This is a genomic window from Thermodesulfovibrionales bacterium (genome assembly GCA_035622735.1).
In the GTDB taxonomy this organism is placed as follows: domain Bacteria; phylum Nitrospirota; class Thermodesulfovibrionia; order Thermodesulfovibrionales; family UBA9159; genus DASPUT01.
This window is the reverse complement of record DASPUT010000056.1, coordinates 1-19,072: the sequence shown is the minus strand read 5'-3', so window position 1 is coordinate 19,072 and position 19,072 is coordinate 1. Positions and strand designations below refer to the sequence as shown.

Annotated in this window: 16 protein-coding genes; 4 read left to right on the top strand and 12 right to left on the bottom strand. The window is 52.7% G+C overall.

Annotated elements, in window-relative coordinates; translation table 11 throughout:
- Window positions 1–6 precede the first annotated feature (6 nt).
- The 8 genes from VEI96_03130 to VEI96_03095 form a co-directional block, all read right to left on the bottom strand.
- Window positions 7–4,389 (bottom strand): PEP/pyruvate-binding domain-containing protein, encoded by a 4,383-nt coding sequence (locus VEI96_03130; protein ID HXX56974.1) that lies wholly within the window; start codon window positions 4,387–4,389, stop codon window positions 7–9.
- An 84-nt stretch (window positions 4,390–4,473) separates the two neighbouring features.
- The gene (locus tag VEI96_03125; protein ID HXX56973.1) at window positions 4,474–5,367 is read right to left on the bottom strand and encodes a protoheme IX farnesyltransferase; all 894 of its coding nucleotides are present in this window, start codon (window positions 5,365–5,367) and stop codon (window positions 4,474–4,476) included.
- Entirely contained in the window at window positions 5,364–6,269 is a 906-nt protein-coding gene (coxB, locus tag VEI96_03120; GenBank protein HXX56972.1) for a cytochrome c oxidase subunit II, read from the bottom strand. The genes VEI96_03125 and coxB overlap by 4 nt, the downstream gene beginning before the upstream one ends.
- A gap of 4 nt (window positions 6,270–6,273) precedes the next feature.
- The gene (locus VEI96_03115) at window positions 6,274–6,567 is read right to left on the bottom strand and encodes a cytochrome C oxidase subunit IV family protein (GenBank protein ID HXX56971.1); all 294 of its coding nucleotides are present in this window, start codon (window positions 6,565–6,567) and stop codon (window positions 6,274–6,276) included.
- A gap of 13 nt (window positions 6,568–6,580) precedes the next feature.
- Window positions 6,581–7,201: a cytochrome c oxidase subunit 3 family protein gene (locus VEI96_03110; protein HXX56970.1), complete on the bottom strand. Its 621-nt coding sequence runs from the start codon at window positions 7,199–7,201 to the stop codon at window positions 6,581–6,583.
- 44 nt (window positions 7,202–7,245) lie between these two features.
- Window positions 7,246–8,820 (bottom strand): cbb3-type cytochrome c oxidase subunit I, encoded by a 1,575-nt coding sequence (locus VEI96_03105; protein ID HXX56969.1) that lies wholly within the window; start codon window positions 8,818–8,820, stop codon window positions 7,246–7,248.
- Complete coding sequence (locus VEI96_03100; GenBank protein ID HXX56968.1) at window positions 8,810–9,616, bottom strand: SCO family protein; 807 nt, start codon at window positions 9,614–9,616, stop codon at window positions 8,810–8,812. The genes VEI96_03105 and VEI96_03100 overlap by 11 nt, the downstream gene beginning before the upstream one ends.
- Before the next feature lie 330 nt (window positions 9,617–9,946).
- On the bottom strand, window positions 9,947–11,422 hold the full coding sequence (locus tag VEI96_03095) for a sigma-70 family RNA polymerase sigma factor (GenBank protein ID HXX56967.1): 1,476 nt from the start codon (window positions 11,420–11,422) through the stop codon (window positions 9,947–9,949).
- A 134-nt stretch (window positions 11,423–11,556) separates the two neighbouring features.
- Here VEI96_03095 and VEI96_03090 point away from each other — a divergent pair, with 134 nt between their 5' ends.
- Window positions 11,557–12,210: a nucleoside-triphosphatase gene (locus VEI96_03090; protein HXX56966.1), complete on the top strand. Its 654-nt coding sequence runs from the start codon at window positions 11,557–11,559 to the stop codon at window positions 12,208–12,210.
- A gap of 214 nt (window positions 12,211–12,424) precedes the next feature.
- Window positions 12,425–13,042: a hypothetical protein gene (locus VEI96_03085; GenBank protein HXX56965.1), complete on the top strand. Its 618-nt coding sequence runs from the start codon at window positions 12,425–12,427 to the stop codon at window positions 13,040–13,042.
- 21 nt (window positions 13,043–13,063) lie between these two features.
- On the opposite strand, the gene VEI96_03080 is transcribed toward VEI96_03085, so the two are convergent.
- The 4 genes from VEI96_03080 to VEI96_03065 are packed head-to-tail and all read right to left on the bottom strand — an operon-like array spanning window position 13,064 to window position 16,676.
- A complete protein-coding gene (locus VEI96_03080; protein HXX56964.1) occupies window positions 13,064–13,717 on the bottom strand; it encodes a PqiC family protein in 654 nt (217 codons plus the stop codon).
- Window position 13,718: 1 nt separating this feature from the next.
- A complete protein-coding gene (locus VEI96_03075) occupies window positions 13,719–14,723 on the bottom strand; it encodes an MlaD family protein (GenBank protein ID HXX56963.1) in 1,005 nt (334 codons plus the stop codon).
- A 26-nt stretch (window positions 14,724–14,749) separates the two neighbouring features.
- Window positions 14,750–15,526 (bottom strand): ATP-binding cassette domain-containing protein, encoded by a 777-nt coding sequence (locus tag VEI96_03070; protein ID HXX56962.1) that lies wholly within the window; start codon window positions 15,524–15,526, stop codon window positions 14,750–14,752.
- 16 nt (window positions 15,527–15,542) lie between these two features.
- Complete coding sequence (locus VEI96_03065; GenBank protein ID HXX56961.1) at window positions 15,543–16,676, bottom strand: ABC transporter permease; 1,134 nt, start codon at window positions 16,674–16,676, stop codon at window positions 15,543–15,545.
- 297 nt (window positions 16,677–16,973) lie between these two features.
- Here VEI96_03065 and VEI96_03060 point away from each other — a divergent pair, with 297 nt between their 5' ends.
- Window positions 16,974–17,654: an ion channel gene (locus VEI96_03060; protein ID HXX56960.1), complete on the top strand. Its 681-nt coding sequence runs from the start codon at window positions 16,974–16,976 to the stop codon at window positions 17,652–17,654.
- Between the two features lie 68 nt (window positions 17,655–17,722).
- Window positions 17,723–18,886 carry a Na+/H+ antiporter NhaA gene (gene nhaA / locus VEI96_03055; protein ID HXX56959.1) on the top strand — a complete coding sequence of 388 codons (1,164 nt, stop codon included), beginning with the start codon at window positions 17,723–17,725 and terminating at the stop codon, window positions 18,884–18,886.
- The last annotated feature ends 186 nt before the right edge of the window (window positions 18,887–19,072 follow it).

Genomic DNA, 19,072 nt, shown 5'->3' with positions numbered 1-19,072 from the left:
AGACTGTCAGCGGCCCTCTCTCTCGACGGTGAGCATGCAGAGGCCGGCATAGACGAGTCCGGTCGAACCATCTATGCTTATGAGGGTGCCATCGGTCACCTGAACGTTTCCTATCTGTGCAAATGCTTTTCCCTGTTCATCTGTTCGTATATTCATGTCGGAACAGCCGACGACCGCTGCAAGGTCGAATTTCTGTGCCAGGACAGAGGCATGAGATGCGACCCCTCCCGCAGCGGTGAGGATGCCGTCTATGTCCGGCATGAGAGAGACATCGTCGGGGCTTGCGCTCTTTCGCAAAAGGATCACGGGGAGATTGAATTTTTGCCGCAATCCCATGATCCGGTTTTTAGAGGAAGAGAGGGTTGCGACCCCGCTCAATGCGCCGCCGTGAACTCCGACTCCGTGTCCGATAATCTTTGATTCCATCCGGCAGACATCGTGAAATCTCTTCGTAAAACCCCGGTGAAGCTCCATGCGTCGTGTCTGGAGCACATAGATGATCCTCTCTCCATCCGACCTCTTTGTATAGGTAGCCTCGACCTCCTGTGGCAGCACTCCCATCACCTCTTCGATTCTTTCACCAAGGCGCTCATGGAGAGAATACAGGGGCGGGTCGAGGTCCTCGAGGCTCTTCTCGTTTCCGCTACCCTGCTCGCGCGAGAGAGGACGATTGGTATGTTTTCCATACACGAGGTCCCCCCCCGTAGCCCTCTCTTTTGTATCGCCGTAAACGTTTCGACGACGGGTGAAGGGATTTCGGGTAAAAAAGACCGATGTGCCGGAACCCCTGTCGTTTCCGTATATCATCTCCATGAGAATGACGGCAGTCCCCCAATGCCTCGAAACGTGCATCGCCTTCCTGAACTGTTCGGCCTTGTCCGAAAACCACGACCGGTAAATCGCCTTGACCGATTCCCTCAATTGTTCGTAAACATCCTCAGGGATCTCGAAGCCATTCTCTGCCAGTTCGGTAAGGTACAGGTTGACGACCTGTTTCATCTCTTCTCCGGCGGGCTCTTCCCTCTCCCCGATCCCGAGGGCTTTCAGGTACGTGTTATATCTGTCCTCGAAGAAGACTGCATCAAGGCCGTAGACAATCGTGGAGTAGTGCTCAATAAACCTCCTGTAAGAGTCCCATCCGAGCAGTGGATTGTCTTTTTCCTCGATGAGCGCGCTGACCGTCTTCCCGTTCATCCCGCAATAGAGTATCGAGGAGAGAATGCCTGGCATCGAGACATAGGAGCCGCTCCGCACGGAAAGGAAAAGGGGCCTCTCATAGCCTCCGAATACATTCCCCGTTCGGGTTTCCAGTTCCCGAACAGCCGCTGTCAGGCTTTCTGAAAAGTCGGAGTCCTCCAAGTAGTTCCGGTAATTTTCCGTATGCCGGGAAGAGAAGACAACGCCGTGCGGAACGCGGATGCCCCTATTGCGAAGATAGATGAGGTTCTTTGCCTTTCCCCCTATCTGGGGAGACAGCCGCATCGCGTCAGCGTCCGACAAGAGATCGAAGGTAAAATAATCATCAGTCGTCTCAGTTCCCCCTTCCGGTCTGAATTCGATGTCCGAGCCTGAATCAACACGGGCGGTCAAAGCCTCGATGATGCTATAGAGGGCCCTGTCGAGTTCGACGAAACCTGCTATGCTGTTCACCATGTCTCTGATGATGACATCCGTCGCCTTATTGACGAAGTCTTTCCCCTCGAGAGAAAAACGTTTCAGATGTCTCGGCAGCTCATCTTCAGGGAAGCTCTTCAAAATGTTTCCGATGGGGCCGTGAAAAGTTCCGGAAAGGGATTCGACCATCCAGGTGAGTTCCCTCTGCCATATCCTGAGCATATCGATAATCTCCGACAGGTGAAGGGTGTTTGTCCTCAGGATCGTCAAAAGTTCATCAACCTGAAAATTCCCAAGGCCATGCAGGTCGAAGAGTTCGTGCATCGCCTCCAGGCAGGATATCCAATTTCTCATATCATCGAACGAAAAGTCTTTCCCGCGCGCTTCTATCTCGGAAATGACATCCTCAAAGATAACCCGGATCTCCTCTTCGTTCCTGAGAAGTTCTCCCAGCGCGTCGAACTTGCGCTCATGATAGGTGCCCATGACCGAAGGGATCCCGAAGGCTATGTGTCTCTTGAAATAGAGGGTCTCCTCGGGCAGGCTTTTCTCGGATGAAAGGAATATCGCTTTCAGACTCCTCGCCCTCTCGATACCGTGAGACAGGTTTCGGTATCTGTCCTTTGCTTGAACAGGTCCGCCGATGAGTGCATATTTCTTCACTACCTCCTGGTAAATTCTGAAGAGGAGCATAATCTTCGACCGTATCTCCTCCGCTGTGCCAGCATCCTTGAGAGGTCTCTCTAAATCGCCTTCCGGTAGGGACAGGATCTTTTCGAAATGTGCCCCCCTCTCATCGAGTATCCCCAGGGAGCGAAAGAAAGGCGATAGTACGGCGGCGTAAGGTGACAGAAGGTCTGTGTTCACCTTGTCGAAAACATCCCCGGGCACAAATCCCCTCAGGATTTCAGGGTCTTTCAATGCCCATGCCTTCATAATGGCCTCAACGAGACTGATGTTGTAATTGCTTGCGTTCACATGGACCTGTTTCCTCAGAAAGTAAAGGACGGGATCGTTGCCCCAGGCATCTATTTCCGTGGTGTAATCCCTGAGTCTACCGGCAGCCCCGACATCGTGGTAATAAACCGGCAGTTTCTGGAGAAGCAAATAATGGAGGAGGAAATTGTCTCGGACGGTTTCTCCGTTCAGGTACGATGACACCTCCCGCTGAAAGAGTTTATCATCGGGGATGAAGACGCCGCTGACGTAAAGGTTGCAGATCACATGAACGAGGATCTCTTGGAATCGGTTACTGTCGAGTCTGATAATGGCGAGAAATTTTGAGAGCCGTTCGAGATGAGAGGGGTTTACGAGCTCTGCCCATGTCTCATTCGAAAAACCGGCGACCGATGGAATCGGTATAACGATCCGTTTCAGCATGCCCGTATATCGCTGAATGAGGGCGTCATCACCTGCACGGAGTATCGCTCCGGCAACATCGGGGTTCATGATGATCTCCTCCCTCGATGATATGGGCCCGCTCTCAAAATAGGTCAGAAGCGTTTCACTGGGACCAATCATGCGGCCACGTATCATCTTCGCAATCAGTCTCGCCATATTGACAACCATTCTCTTCTGCCCGTCTGGTGATAAGCGCTCAAGGAGTGCAAAGGTCTCCCGGAGGACTTCAAGAAATCTCGGCACTGACTCTTCCGTCAGGTTCGTTTCAATGAGGGTGGAAAGCGTATCGATCATCTCCGAGTCGTCGGGGAGCATCGAATCCACAATCCCGATCTTGTCGAGAACTTCGCCGTATCCCTCGCCCTCCGCCAGAGCTTCAACTGGAGACAAGATTCGAAGCATATCCCCTTTTCTCTCTTCGCGGTACCGGGAGAGGAGATCCCGGTCGGTGACCGATATGACATCCCGCATCGAGTTCACGACGGCATCGCTGATCGTGGGGTTTTCCATAATCCGTGTCTTCAACGCAACGATGAGCCGACGTATCACGGGCCTGATCTCGGCATCGGGAAGTTTCTCATGGACGCTCCGCAAGATCCCTATCACCTGCCGACCATGGCGTGAGAGGTTTATCGATGAACCCGCTAGCTCCCCTAACCACGTGGCTGCGAGTTCCTGCAACCGGTTCTGATCAGACTCCTCAACGAGAGGGAGTTCTATGAGGGAGAGGAAATTCGAAATGGGCTTGTCCCTTGACGCGGCGTCCACTCTCTCACAGGCCTTTCGAGAGTACCTGACGAAGAGGACATACCAACCGTAGTAAGCCGGACGGGCCACCCAAAAGAGGTCTTTCGAGAAGCTCATGATATCCCCGGACAATTTTCTCCAGTCTTTCTTTGTAGAGACGAGCTTGGTGATGATATCCTCTGCACTTCGCAGCAGACCGACCCTGTCCCGCAGGTATGAGGTGAGGCGCGTGAAATCTATGCCCCGCAGCTCCTCAGAGAGTTCGAGGGCCGGACTGAATAATGTATCGGTCTTCCCGCTCTTCAGGAGAAAGGTTCCTATATGTCTTCCATTCTGAATAATATCGACCTGAAGGTTCGTTGCACTCCTGATCAATCCGCTGTCAACCCTTAACTCGAAGAAACCATCCTGAATCTCAGCCCTCGAAAGTTCTCTGCCCTGGCGCATGAGAGATGCCCGATAGGTTCCCTGGGGCATCGACAGGATTGTCCCTTTCACGACCGCCCCCTTGCCTTCCTCGCTGATACAAAAGTCTTTCGCGATGAGGCCGGTGATCAGTCCTTTGTACCCCGTGGCAAGGGTGCCCATCAGGTAATCGAGGCTGCAGATTTCAGTGCCTTCTTCCATCCTTCGTCTCAACGGGTCACGTCACTCTTCGGTCTTCATCGGGAGATGATCCGTTAACAATACCCGAGATCACCGTCGCGCTTCCTATGCCTTAAAGACCGGGAGATGGATAAGAAGCTTGTCGAGCGATAAGAGAAGCATGACGATAAACATATAAGCATTCATTCTCCTGAAGGTAAGGGCGCACAGTCTCTCCCCTCCTTGTCCCCTGAGGAGTTGAATGCCGTTCCAGACAAGCCATAAGGAGAGCACGGTGAGGAGAACATTTACGAGCGAGGAGCCCGGTGCGGAATAGACGGACAGGATGAGAGAGCTCACGGCCGTTGCAACGATCCAGTTAAAGATCATCCTCGATAATTGCGGCCTCGTGAATATGCCGGTCAGGGCAGGAAACCCCGCCTCCCTGTATTCTTCTCCATGGCTCAGGACAAGGAGCCAGAAATGGGGAATCTGCCACAGGAAGAAGAAGAAGCATAGGGCCAGGAGCTCAGGTTCCTGGAGGTCGCCACCGCCGGTGATCCAACCGACAGCCGGCGGCACTGCACCGACGAGGGCACCGGGTACCGCAGCAAAAGCCGTTCTCTTCTTGAGAGGTGTGTAAACGCCGTTATACCAAAAGACCGCTGATAGACCCAAGAGGGGAGCCGCGATCTTTCCGGTTAGGAGGAGCGCAATCGAGCCCAGGAAGATGAGAATCAGTGAAAAGCAGCGGGCATGGGAAGGTCTGATCATGCCCGAAGGGATCGGCCTGTTCCTCGTCCTCGACATGATGAGGTCGCTATCTCTCTCCTGCCACTGATTGAGGGCCGAAGAGCCGCAGGCAAGAAAGCATATCCCTATCATGAGGACGACCATCTCCGGTTTCACCCAGCGGGCAGAGAGGAGAAACCCCGTGGCAGCGGAAAGGCAAGAGAATAGGGATATCCGGATCTTGCAGAGGGCAAGGCAGGTGCCTGCCGTTCTCACCAGGAGGCTCATTTCAATGTCTTCAGATACGTTACTATTTCCTGCACTTCTTCCGGAGTGACGGCCAACTTCGGCATGATATTCTGGTATCCCCTGACGATATCGGCTCCGGGATCGAGGATCGACCTTCGGAGATAGTCGTCGTCGGCAACGATCACCCTCTCCTTCCCCTTCGTCAAAACTGTTACCTGTGAGCCGTACAATCCCTTGAAGGTCGGGCCTGCTTTCCCTGTCCCGTCGGTGGTATGGCATCCAAGACACCCCTTCTCTTCAAGGATCTTAAGCCCCCTGGCCTTCTCAACGGAGGTAACGGCCGCGCCGTACCACGCATCGAAATCTTTTTCCGACATGACGACAACCTGTGAGACCATTCCCGAGTGCCCCAATCCACAGTACTCCGTGCAGAAGATGTCATAGGTCCCAGCCTCGGATGCGGTAAACCAGAGATATGTCTCCATTTTCGGCACACAGTCCTCTTTGATCCTGAATGCGGGGATATAGAAGCTATGGATCACATCAGCCGAGGTTATCAGCATCTTTACCGGTCTGCCGAGAGGGACTCGGAGCGTATCGCTCTCTTTTCCGTTTTCGTATCCGAAGAGCCACGACCATTGCCGCGCTGTCACCTTGATAACCATGACCTCCTTGGGAACCGCGCGCAAGGCATCAAAACTTCTCCATCCGATATAGAACATTCCGAGGACCAGCAGTGTGGGAATCACCGTCCAGAGTATTTCGAGGAAGAGACTCCCCTCGATATTCTCGGCCTTTTCTTTCTTCTTTCTCCTGTATCTGATCACAAAAAAGACCATGGCGGAAGTCACGAGGGTCAGGAGGACGACTTCTATCCCGAGTATATAGGTGAAGGCGGCATCTACCTTATCCGCCGAGTTCGAAGCCTGAGGGATCAGCATATCCTCACCGATACCTGAACCAGACATCCGAGAACGTGAGCAGCACGATGAGTGTCAGCGCAAAGAGGGCGATGAAAAGCATCACTTTCAATATCAGGGGTTCATCTCTCAGGTGCATGAAAAAAGTCAGGACGAGCCCGGATTTCGTCGACGCGATGAAGATTGCGAGCAGTACCGCGTAGTTGAGATGCAACCTCGCAACAGCCACTGTTGTGGCGGTAAGTGCCACGAGGGCGAGCCACACAAATACATAGACCCTGCTTTTGGGAATGCGCAGATTCAATTCTGTTTCGCCCATCGCTCGCGTCCTCCTACGTTATGAGGTAGAAGAGGGGAAAGAGATAGATCCATACGATGTCGACAAAGTGCCAGTAGAGCCCTGTGTTTTCGAGTTTTATGAAATCCCGCCGGCCGATTATTTCTCTTTGGGTGAAGATCAGCGTCCCCGAGATGACGCAGACGCCGATCAGCACGTGAAGACCGTGAAGGCCGGTCATTACATAATAGAGGCTGAAGAAAATGATCTTCCCCCTGCTCATGGCGCTCAAGAGCGGCGAGTCCGGATATATCCCGTGATGGATATGCGCGGTCCATTCCACGTATTTGTTTACGAGGAAGGTTATGCCGAGGAAAATCGTTGTGCCCTGACAGAGCAGGGAAAAACCCTTCTTGCCCTTACGTATGAAGGCGATCGAAAGTGCCATCGTCATGCTGCTCGTAAGGAGAAAGACGGTATTCGCCGTGCCGAGGAATAGATCAAGCTCCGCAGCGGAACTGTGAAACTCCGCCGTATACTTCGTGCGGAAGACCGAATAGAGGAGGAAAAGGCCGCCGAAGAAGAGAACCTCGGTAAAGAGGAATATCCACATTCCCATCTTTGCGCCGGTATAATCGACCCGGTGTCCCGTCACCGCACTTTTCGGCTCATCCATTTCGTGATCCTTCTCTTGAGAGACTCCTAATCGACGTCTCGGCTTCAGTCATAGTAATAGGGTCCGCGGTTTATTTTGGGGATCGATTCAAAATTCTCGGCAGGAGGCGGCGAGGGTATCTGCCATTCGAGAGTCTTGCCTCCCCAGGGATTCATCGGCGCCCTGTCACCTTTGAAAAGGGAGCGAAGAAAATTTGCGAACATGAGGGCAAGGCCGGCGGCAAGGATCCAGGAGCCGACGGTAGAGATCACGTGGTTCGTGTAAAACCTCGGAAGATACTGGAAGTACCGCCTCGGCATCCCCTGCAGCCCGAGGAGGAACATCGAAAAGTAGAGGATGTTGAATCCGACAAACATGACAAACCAGGCGATCTTTGCGGTCCTTTCATGGTACATCTTTCCGAACATCTTCGGGAACCAGTAATGGAGACCAGCAAAGAACCCGAATCCCGCACCTCCGAACATGGTGTAATGAAAATGCCCGACAATGAAATAGGTGCCGTGGAGGTAGAGATTTAACGAGAGCGTCCCGATAATGAGTCCGGTCAGACCCGCAATCGAAAAAAGGAAGATAAAGGACAGGCTGAAGAGCAGGGGGGAATCGAGCACGATCGACCCCTTGTAGAGGGTCGAGATCCAGTTGAATACCTTTACGCCCGTCGGGACTGCGACCAAAAAGGTGATGAGCGAAAAGACGATCCGCGACGTGTCGCTCATCCCGCTCGTAAACATGTGATGACCCCACACGAGATAGCCGAAGAAGGCGATCGCGAGGCTCGAAAAAGCGATCGCCCTGTATCCGAAGACGGTTCTCTTCGCAAAAACGGGGAAGATCTCGCTGACGACTCCCATCGCGGGAAGGATCATGATATATACGGCGGGATGCGAATAGATCCAGAACATATGTTCATAGAGGATCGGATCACCGCCGAGCGCCGGCTCGAAGAATCCTATCGCGAAGAATCTCTCGAGGATGAGAAGGAGGAGGGTGAGGGCGAGAACCGGCGTCGCGAGCACCTGTGTCCATGCCGTTGCGTAGAGCGACCAGCAGAAAAGGGGCATGCGGAATATGCTCATTCCGGGAGCCCTCAGGCGATGGATGGTCGTGATGAAATTAAGACCGGTAAATATGGAGGAAAACCCGAGGAGGATGACCCCCAAAAGGGCTAATGAGATGTTCGCCGTCGTCCTTATACTGTAGGGAGCGTAAAAGGTCCAGCCGGTATCAGGGGCTCCTCCACCGATGAAGATGGAGAGGATGAGGAGAATACCTCCCGTCATATAGAGCCACCAGGACGTCAGATTTATCCTCGGAAACGCCACATCCCTCGCGCCGATGAGTATCGGCAGGAAAAAGTTGCCCAATGACGCCGGGATGCCCGGTATGATAAAAAGGAATATCTGTATGACACCATGCACGGAAAAAAGCGAATTGTAGGCCCTCTCCGAGATGAATTTCCCGGGCGCAATAAGGTTTATCCTCATGATAACGCCGAGGACCACCCCGACGGAGAAAAAGGCGAGTATCGCCGCGAGGTAGAGCAAACCTATTCTCTTGTGATTCGTCGAGAATATCCAGGAAAGAATTCCTTTTTCAGAATAGAAACTTTCAGCTTCCATTACCCTCTCCGAGACGTTGTCCTTCGCTCAGACCTTGTTTCTTCGCCACGAGCCAGAAAAGAAGAAAAGATGCCGTAGCGGCGACGAGAATCACCGCGAGCACCTTAGGCAGGTTGAAGAGATATCGATTCTCCCCGCGGTCATAATGGTACAGGAAGAGAAGGAGTTTGTCTAGACTCAGAGCCTTCTCCGTGCCGGCGGCCTCGGCGAGGGCCATCCGCAGATCGAAGGGTGAAAAAGTCGTGCCGTAGAGGTATCTCGCGATCCTTCCATCGGGAGAAAAAAATAGCAAAACCCGAGGATGGCTGAATCCATCCCTGTCCCTTCTAAAGGCAAAGCCCACCGCATCGGTAAACGCATTTATCGTTTGGGCATCGCCGGTGAGAAATATCCAAGAGGTTTCGGAAACCGGTCGGCCCACGGCCTTTATATAGTTCTCTTTCTTTTGTCGCGCAAGTTCCGGTAGATCCCGATCGTCGAAACTCACGGTAACAAGGGAATAGTCTCTTCCCGGAGTAAGGTCTATCTTCCCGAGGGCCTCGGCAAGGCTGCCGAGTAAGGTCGGACAGATGTGGGTGCATGATAGATAGACGAGAGAGAGTACGGTCGGTCTTCTCATGATGCTTCTGAGATCAACCAGGGTGCCTTTTTCGTCATGGAAGGAGAGACCGCCTGGCAAGGGGTAACTGAGCTTCTCGTCAATGCCGACTCTATCCGGAGGCATGACGGGCTGGGCCGAAACGAGGCCCCCCGCTAGGATGGTCAGAATGAAAGGGACAAAAGAAAAGGTTTTCAAGGCATCATTTCTCTATGGGTTACCCCGTCCGGGGAATTTCTCACAAGCCTCCTTCGGGCAAGACCCTCCAGGAAGTTTCTCTACATCAATCATACCATGGTATCTTCAGGAGTCAACAATCATGGGAAGTTTTCGGACGTAGTAAGAGGCTTAGAATTTTCTCTCTCAGCCCTCACCTTGCAGGCGGTGAGAAAGGGTCAATCTCGATCGAAAAGAAATGCCCGTCTGCCCGATATGAGTGGTCCAGAGGAGCCTGTAAGGAGGCACAGAAAGAGCGGGAAGTCCTTCCTCAAGAAGCGACTCGAAACGGATCGTGAGAGGGGCGAAGGGTCAAGCGCTAATCAATACCTTTAACGCCCTGCTTCTGCTCGGATGCGTGAGTTTCTTTAGCGCCTTCAGCTCTATCTGCCGAACCCTTTCACGTGTGAGGGAAAGATGGTTTCCCACTTCCTCGAGTGTGTAATCCCTGTCAACTCCGATCCCGAATCTCATGCGTATCACCTTTTCTTCCTTGGGCGGCAGCGTCTTTAGGATTGTATGTATCTGTTCGGAGAGTTCCTTCCTTTCCGCATCGGCGTAAGGGGAAGGGGTATTCGGGTCGCCGATGAAGTCCTCGAGTTTCGTATCGTCGTCTCCCACGGGTGTTTGAAGTCCTATCGTGTCCTGTATCGCGCGGGATATCTCCTCGATCCTCTTCGGGGGGAGCCCCAATTTCGTTGCGATCTCTCTATTCCCCGGCTCTCTTCCGAGCTGTTGTGTCAATTCTCTCGATACCCGCGTAACTTTCTTGTAGAATTCCATGATGTGTATCGGGATCCTGATAGTCTTTGCCTGGTCAATCAGCGCCCTCGTTATCGTCTGTCGTATCCAGCACGTGGCGTAGGTACTGAATTTGAATCCTTTTTCACAGTTAAACTTGTCAACGGCTCTCATGAGGCCGATATTCCCCTCCTGTATCAGATCAAGCAAAGACAGCCCTCTGCCCAAATAGTTCTTCGCTATGCTGACCACTAATCTCAGGTTGCGGATCGTTAACTCGTTCTTGGCGTCTGTGAAAATCACTCTCGCCTTGCTAATCGTGTCCCAACGGACCTTGAGGTCCTCTACGGCGATCCCTGTTTCGGATTCTACCCTCTTGTATTCCTCCCGGAGCTCTTTTGCCGCTGTGAGAAGCCTTGTCGGGATCTGTCCCTTTTCTTTTTTCCCCGCTATCGCTCTCCTGAGGTTCTTCAGGGAACCGTAGCGAGCGATTTTATTCTCTGCTGTCTCGATATCCTTCACGAGGTTCTCAAGGACCTTCAGACTCCTCATGAGAACCTCATCGGACTTTTCTTCTTCTCCCTCCTGAGCACTTTCTTCTTCTCCGGTTCCGAGGCTCGCCTCTAATTCCTTATAGAGGGGCATCGTCATAACGGTTTCTCTTATAATTTCTCTACCTTCGTGCAGCTTTCGTGCGAGTTCTGTCTCTTCATCTCTCGTGAGTATGGAAATCTTCCCCATCGAATGGAAATAGGTGCGAACAAGGTCTTCTGTCGTATCCTGCCCTTCTGTCTCTTCTCCCTCCGGAACTCCCTCTCCCAAATCGTCGGATTCATCTGCATCAGCCTCTTCCTCTAAGAACAGGGCGATGTCATCCGGTTCATCGGGAGTGATGAAATCCGAGGGATGCGGGTCATCCAACTCGATACACGTAAGCGTCGCCTGACTCTCTTCTGCTGCCATGAGTTCCTCAATAATTTCATTCTGTCTCATACGATTCATCTCCCGCCTGCCATCGACGACGTCAGCGCCATTCGCCTGCCTCATGTCGTCCCTCCAGCGTAGCTCCTTCCGTAGTATTCATAAAAATGAAAACGCCTGCAGCATACTTCCTTGAAGTATCGCCGGAGGCATCTCCCTCTCAATTACGTTCAGGCTACTACCAAAGAGCAGATACCGCAGTGATTCAAATCACAAAAACGGTCGAGAGAGCGCTTCTGTTTCGTGCCCGCATCGGTTACAATTGTTGTGTGCATGCGGGCAAGAAGAACATTTTCCTCACGGGCGCCCCTTCGTCTGGGAAGACTACGGTCATCAAGAAGGTGGTCGAAAGACTGGGTCTTCCTGCCAGGGAATTTTACACGGAAGAAGAAAGAGTGGCCGGCAAACGCGTCGGTTTTCTCATGAAGACCCTTGACGGCAGGGGAGGCTACCTTGCTCACCAGGACATAGATTCGGATTTCCGGATAAGGCGATACGGGGTGAGTATCGAGAATATTGAGACCCTTGCGATCCCTTCAATCCGGCCTGTCGGCAGAGATGTCATCATCCTCGATGAGATCGGGAAGATGGAGTGTTTCTCGGAACTTTTCAGGCTGGCCTCGGTCGAAGCCCTCGATGCATCCAATATCGTTGTCGGCACGGTCACTTTTGGCGGCGAAGATTTTATCCGGGCAATAAAAGCCAGAGAAGATATAGAAATACATGAAGTGACCATGGATACCAGGGATTCCCTTCCGGACCTCATCCTGCGTAAAATCTCGGATCTTTGGAAACAGCAGTACGGTATGGTTGCCGATGATGGTGAACCTGCCGGTCGGGGGAATGTCAGATGAAGATTGTCATTTCGCCTCGCTTCTCTGTCGCCTCATGGCAGGAACCAACTTGAAGGGCTTACTCTGTGAGGAAGAGAAGACCTGAAAAAGCACGCTTACTATCAGGTTGTAAAAGCCCTTCTGAAGTGCCATAATTTCGGAGAGGAGATTGCCTGAACGGCTCATACGAAGTAAGAGAATGGCGAGCAAGTGCTGCTGAGAGGGAGGCAGATCGGTGAGAAGAAAAAAGAACGTGGCATGGTATCTCGTGATTATTTTGATGCTGGCGGGATATTCTTGCACTACCGTACCCAAGCCGGATATTTTTTCTGTCTGGAAAGACGATGCCCATAAGGGATATTTCGAGAAGGTCCTTGTTATCGGAGTCGCGAGAAAAGAGGCGACGAGGGCATTCTTTGAGGATGAGCTCGCGGCAAACCTGAGAAGACATGGAGTAGATGCAGTTCCGAGCCATGAGGTCATCCCTTCGTCAGAAGATCTCCTCAACAAGGCCGGCGTCGAGGCGAAGATAAAAGGATCGGGAATAGACAGCATCCTCATAACGAGACTAATCTATACGTTCACGACGGAAACCAACATCCGGCCGAAACCGGACTGGCAGGAATATTATACCGATAGCTATGGATATAAGAATGTCGACGTATACGCCCCCCGGCTCACGGGGTTCGGCGAAACGGCCAGACTCGAAATTCAGGTATTCGAGACGGGAAGTGAGAAACTGCTATGGTCAGCATCGGCCGATGTATTTTTCAGGGATAACCTTCAAGGACAGATCAAAGAATTCATCAACATCTTGGTCGAGAAATTGTCCGCGGATCGCCTGATTCCATAGAATAGCGTCGTCAGCGATCTTTCACGGAGCTATCTTTTTGTCGGCTCCTCCCGTCGGACAGGCAGACCCGATTCCGTCGGCGATATCACGGCTCAGCCTTTCAAGGGCATTGCTCATCGAGGCGACCAATGCGTCATAACTGCCGCCGCTCATCTTTTCACTGATCACCGATTCCTTCTTCAGGAGCAGACGGTTCTCCTTACCGAATACCCCCCATTTGGCCCTCAGCAGCATGGAATCACCAAGGGTCCCTTCGAAACGTTCCAGGTGAAGCTCGACTTTGCATGAAACGGGTATCTGACTCTCGATGTAGGGAGTCCAGCGCACTACGAAAAAGCGATCGGCAGGCAGAAGGCTGGAGACGTCCTCCACAAGAACACGGTTGACGTCGTCACCGAGAGAACCGGCCCAACGGTTAAATTCTGCGAGGTTGAGTTCATTTCTCCCGGACCGGGTCACGATCTGGGGTCGGTCGAGGTAGTCCGGTATACGAACGGGGCCTATGGAGACGACCATGCTCTGTTCCGATGAAACGTCACGGGTGACAGAAGCCTTGTTCTGCAGAGGGGCCAGCTGATAGAACTTCGAGGACGGCGAGCCGCCACATCCGGTCAGGATCACCAGGAACAATCCGAAAGTGAGGAGCGCTCGGTGATCAAAAAGAATATTTTTCATCTCATTCTCCTTTGGAGGGGCTTTTCCCTCTGATCAAGGCTTCAGGGTGACGCTCGAGGTAGTCCGTCAGAACACGCAGGGAACGGGAGAGTTCGGAGATTTGCTCGAGCGTCCTGGCTATCTCGTATCCGAGGTTCGCATTCTGCACGGCTATTTCATTGACATTGGCGACGGCCTTGTTTGTCTCTTCCAGGGTGGCATTGGCTGCAGACAGGGTCTCTTTGAGACTTGAAGCGATCTGCCCGGGTACTCCTTCGCTAAACTTGAGTGTCTGCTCAGCCTGCACAAAAGCGGATCGGGCTGCTTCAGACGTCACCCGTAAGCTCGATGCAAGAGGTCCGACCTGGGCGTCAAGATTTTTCACGAGCGTATCGGCGTCGTTCAGTAATCGATGGAGCGAGCCGATGCTCGCCTGCAGGTCAGGGGAATTAACGACCCTATCTAATCCGGCGAGAACGCCGTTTAGTCTGTCGACGATCTCCTTGAGCGGCAACTCCTCAAGCTTCTTTGTCAGCTGCTCCATGCTCGAAGGAATTGTCGGGATCTCCTTATATTTCTTTTCGAGCCCTACAAGCCTGATCGGCGTTCCGGGGTAGAAATCGACGTTAATCATGAGCTGGCCCGTCACAAAGCTCTGCATCTGAAGCTGGGCCCTCAGCCCCTTGTCTATCAATGCCTGAAGAGCCCGTTCATCTCCAAACCTACTATGGTTCCCCATTATCACGATTTTTTCCGGGTAGGTCTCCGTGTAAACCGGGATGAAGGCGGTGAGGTCTTTCGCATAGAACTCCAACTTGATATCGGTGACTTCGCCTATCTTCACCCCGCGGAGCATGACCGGCGCCCCGACCTGTAACCCCTTCACCGAGCCCTCAAAGAACATCACGTTCTTATTGACCTTCCTGAAGAATTTGCCCGAGCCAAAAACGACGACGCCGGAAACGATGAGAACGATAGCGCCGAGGACGAATGCGCCGATGAGCGTCTTGCTTGCCTGTTTACTCATTATCTTTCTCCTCAATCATTAGATATCTACCGCACCGCTTCCACTGCACGTCCCTCTCCCCTTGTGAGAAAGCTGATCACTTTCGGGTCTTTTGACTCGGCGCGAAGTTTTCTTGGATCTCCGACGGCGATCATCGTCTTCGTGTCAGCGTCGAGGAAGACCGAGTTGTTCCCGATCGCAAAGATGCTTGCCAGTTCGTGGGTCACGACAACTACGGTAGCCCCGAGGCTGTTTCTCAGTTCGAGGATCAACTCGTCGAGCAGGTGTGCGCTGATCGGATCGAGTCCGGCTGAAGGCTCGTCGAAGAAGAGGATCTCAGGGTCCAGTGCCATGGCACGGGCGAGGCCGGCGCGCTTCTTCATGCCGCCGCTGATTTCGGATGGATAATAGTCTTCGAAACCGGTGAGGCCGACGAGAGAGAGCTTCAGCGAGACGATTTCCTTGATCTGATCCGGATTCATATCCGTGTACTGCTGGAGCGGAAGGGCAACGTTCTCTGCCAGGGTGAGGGAACTCCAGAGGGCGCTGCTCTGATAGAGTATGCCGAATTTCCTCATGATACTCTTCTGTTCCTCGGGCTCCGACGACCAGAAACTCACACCGCCATAGAGGACATCGCCTTTCGGCGGAGGGAGGAGTCCGACCATGGACCTCAGGAGGGTGCTCTTCCCGCATCCGCTTCCTCCCATGATGATGAATATGTCACCTCTGTTAATGGTGAAGGTGAGGTCGTGCTGGATCACATTGCTCCCGTAGGCCATGGTGAGATCCTGTACTACGATGTGGGATTCCGTTTTTCCCATATCCCTTTCGTACCCCTCAGATATTGAGGACATTGCAGACGACGGTTATCACCGCCATCGCAACAACAATGCTGACTATGCTCGTCACTACTGCGGAGGTTGTCGCCTCACCGACTGCCGAAGCGCTCCTTCCGCACTGCATTCCGCGGAGGCAGCCTGCGAGCGCTACAAGGACTCCGAAGACCGCCGCGCTGAAGAGTCCTACCCACAAGTCGTTCAGGTGCACCGATTCCCGCGTCTTGTGGTAGTATTCCATGAAACCGAGGTCCAGCATCGAGACCCCGATAATCAAGCCTCCGAGTATTCCCATGAGGTCTGCGTAAAGACTCAGGAGCGGCATCATGAGAAAGAGGGCGAGCATTCTCGGAAGCACAAGGAATTCCATGGGTGAGACGCCAAGGGTCTTCAGGGCATCGATCTCCTCGTTCACCTGCATCGTGCCGAGTTGAGCGGCAAAGGATGCTCCTGTGCGGCCTGCCATGATGATGCCGGTCATGATCGCCGCGAGTGCCCGGACCATCCCGATGCCGACGAGGCTCGCGACATAGATCTGAGCACCGAAAATCTTGAGTTGTATGGCGCCGATGAAGGCGAGGATAAGCCCGACGAGGATACTGATGAGGGAAACGATCGGAAGCGCCTGCGCGCCGCATTCCTGAATCGTGAGAAAGAGATCGGATGTGCGAAACTGGGCCCTTCCGGCGAATAATCGGAGAAAGGCGAGGGATGCCTCCCCTATGAACGCGAGCATTTCGAGATTGGACCGCCAGAAGGCGATCGCAGAGTCGCCGACCCTGTCGAGAAAGGAGATTCTCGTCGCTTCCTTGCGGGCTCCCTTCCTTTCCGGAACAGCGGACGCAAGCGCGAGGAGCCGTTGCACGCCGTCGGGCAGACCTTCCTTCCCGACAATTATATTCTTTCGAGACCCGATGCCCTGAACCGCGATGAGGAATGTCAAAAGACTGCTGTCCCATCCCGTGAGGCGCTGCGTATTAAATCGTATCTCCTTGACGGGCTGCCCGGTCTCGATCTCATTTTTCACATCGCCTGCGGCGGGGAGGTCATTCCCCCGTTTCCAGTCCCCGACAAGACCTATCAGCAGCGCATCCGCGTCCGGCCGACTGAAGTTAAGGGATGTCGGTTCCATCATCGAAGCCCTGACCCCGTTAGGAAGCCCGCACTTCCCGCCGAACAAGAGAAGTATGCGAATTGAGGCAATGAGACGATTCCGGCTTTCATGCCCTCAGAAGGCTTCATCATTGTCTCCTCAGCGGCATAGCTGCATCTCCACGGGGTAGAGGGGTTATAAAAGATAATACAAGAATACCCTTTTACAAGGAGGAAATCAACAGGGACGGAAGATTTCGGTTGTCAAACCAGGGCCGGAATCCTATAATGTTCGAGAGGCTCTGTTCGAGAGACAAAGGGAGGGGGAAATGCAGAAGTGATGGGACCGCAAAGTTACGATAGGCCGCAAAGTCTTTTCAAGAAATCTCTCTCAGCCATCAAGGGACGTTGTCATTTCCTTTTGCTCTCCCTCATAACCGTCCTCTTGATTTATCATCGAGCTACGGCAAGACCCTATCTGGCCTTGATTCTTCAAACGCTTATCCTGATAACCGGCGTTTACGCGGTTAGCGATTCCAAGAGACGTCTCATCGCTGCTGTTGGAATCGGTACCCTTCAGTTTTTCGTTTCAGCGCTGACCCTGAGCGTCCCTTCTTTGGATCTCGTAATTCCGGCCGAAATCATTATCGTTGTCTTCTATGGCTTCACCCTGATAACGGTCTTGGAGTATGTCGTGCGCGGGGAGAGCGTGACGACAGACAAGATATTCGGCGCTATCAGTGTTTACCTCTTGATCGGCTTCGCCTGGGCTTCCCTGTACCATCTCGTCTACGCGCATGAGCCGAGCGCCTTCTCGGTTTCGGCGAAGGGGGTACCGGATTTCGTCTATTTTAGCTTCGTCACGCTCTGCACCGTCGGGTACGGCGACATTACGCCTGCGTCGGGATTTGCACGCTCACTCGTCATTTTGGAGGCTGTCACCGGCGTTCTCTACCTCGCCGTGCTCGTATCCCGTCTGATAAACCTTTATCGTTCCGATTCCTGCAGGGGACAGAAGTGATTCGGTAGCGAAAATGTCTTAGAGTAAGAAAGAGAAGTTCTAGCAGATTCTTCAAGAACGAGATTGAGATGAACCTCTCGAGGACATTTACGGAGTTCTTCGAGTCCGAAAAAACGGGCGGCCTCCTCCTCATGGTCTGCACGGTGCTCTCGATCTTCATCGCAAACTCCTCCTTCGGCGGGGCATATCTGCGCTTTTGGCATCGATATCTCGATCTCTCCTTTCTGAACATACAGCTGAAATACAGCATGGAACATTGGGTGAATGACGGTCTGATGGCGATCTTCTTCCTCCTTGTAGGGCTTGAAATCGAACGGGAACTGAAAGAAGGAGAACTCTCGGACTGGAGAAACGCCCTGCTGCCGATAGTTGCCGCTCTCGGTGGCATGTTAATTCCTGCCCTGGTCCATTTCTCGTTCAATGTCGGTACCCCCTCACTATCGGGGATCGGCATACCTATGGCAACGGACATCGCCTTTGCCTTAGGGGTGCTTTCGTTGCTCGGTGCCAGGGTTCCTCCGTCGCTTAAGATACTCTTGACAGCATTGGCCATTATTGACGATCTCGGAGCCGTCATCATCATCGCCATTTTCTATACTCAGGGTTTCTCCCTTTTGTACTTCGGACTTTCAATACTGATTTTTGCCGGTCTCATGATCTTGAACCGTCTGAAGGTGACGAACCTTTTTTTCTATCTCCTCCCCGGAGTCGTCATGTGGTATTTTATGCTCAAGTCTGGGGTTCATGCGACGGTCGCGGGAATACTGCTGGCATTCGCCATTCCTTTTTGTGAAGATGAACGTGTATGCCCCTCCTATAAGCTTCAACATCTTCTGCACAAACCTGTCTCGTTTCTTGTCCTTCCTGTTTTTGCCTTGGCCAACACGGGTATCGTCTTCACGCAAGGCTGGTATCTCACCTTTACGGAGAGAAATACTGCCGGTATTCTGGGCGGCCTTGTTCTCGGGAAACCATTGGGGATATTCTTTTGCAGTTTGATGGCGATAAGAACGGGGTTCTGCAAGCTTCCGGATGACGTAACCTTCCGACACTTGATGGGAGCCGGCGTGCTCGCAGGAATCGGTTTCACCATGTCAATTTTTATCACGAATCTTGCCTTCAGTGATGCTGAACTGATACGCAACTCAAAGATCGCTATTCTTGCCGCGTCGGCGATCGCAGGCGTTACGGGATATCTGATTTTGTCGGCGGCGGGAAGATCACGGGCCTGACAAATGCACGGAATGTATAATAGTGTCGTGCAGGTGCTTTTCCTTGGCCTTGTTCAGGTTCTCCGGATGAATCGAAGCCTCTTTCTAATACTTGCATTCCGGACAATATAAGTATTTTTTTTGTGTCAAGGCAAAATGAAAGTGTCAGATATACGCGAAATGATTATGTCACGTAGAGGGGCTGAT

Coding starts and splice junctions, on each gene's coding strand:
- VEI96_03130 (HXX56974.1), bottom strand. CDS start 4,389: ATGGAAGAAGGCACTGAAATCTGCAGCCTCGATTACCTGATGGGCACC.
- VEI96_03125 (HXX56973.1), bottom strand. CDS start 5,367: ATGAGCCTCCTGGTGAGAACGGCAGGCACCTGCCTTGCCCTCTGCAAG.
- coxB (HXX56972.1), bottom strand. CDS start 6,269: ATGCTGATCCCTCAGGCTTCGAACTCGGCGGATAAGGTAGATGCCGCC.
- VEI96_03115 (HXX56971.1), bottom strand. CDS start 6,567: ATGGGCGAAACAGAATTGAATCTGCGCATTCCCAAAAGCAGGGTCTAT.
- VEI96_03110 (HXX56970.1), bottom strand. CDS start 7,201: ATGGATGAGCCGAAAAGTGCGGTGACGGGACACCGGGTCGATTATACC.
- VEI96_03105 (HXX56969.1), bottom strand. CDS start 8,820: ATGGAAGCTGAAAGTTTCTATTCTGAAAAAGGAATTCTTTCCTGGATA.
- VEI96_03095 (HXX56967.1), bottom strand. CDS start 11,422: ATGAGGCAGGCGAATGGCGCTGACGTCGTCGATGGCAGGCGGGAGATG.
- VEI96_03080 (HXX56964.1), bottom strand. CDS start 13,717: ATGAAAAATATTCTTTTTGATCACCGAGCGCTCCTCACTTTCGGATTG.
- VEI96_03075 (HXX56963.1), bottom strand. CDS start 14,723: ATGAGTAAACAGGCAAGCAAGACGCTCATCGGCGCATTCGTCCTCGGC.
- VEI96_03070 (HXX56962.1), bottom strand. CDS start 15,526: ATGGGAAAAACGGAATCCCACATCGTAGTACAGGATCTCACCATGGCC.
- VEI96_03065 (HXX56961.1), bottom strand. CDS start 16,676: ATGATGGAACCGACATCCCTTAACTTCAGTCGGCCGGACGCGGATGCG.
- VEI96_03060 (HXX56960.1), top strand. CDS start 16,974: ATGGGACCGCAAAGTTACGATAGGCCGCAAAGTCTTTTCAAGAAATCT.
- nhaA (HXX56959.1), top strand. CDS start 17,723: ATGAACCTCTCGAGGACATTTACGGAGTTCTTCGAGTCCGAAAAAACG.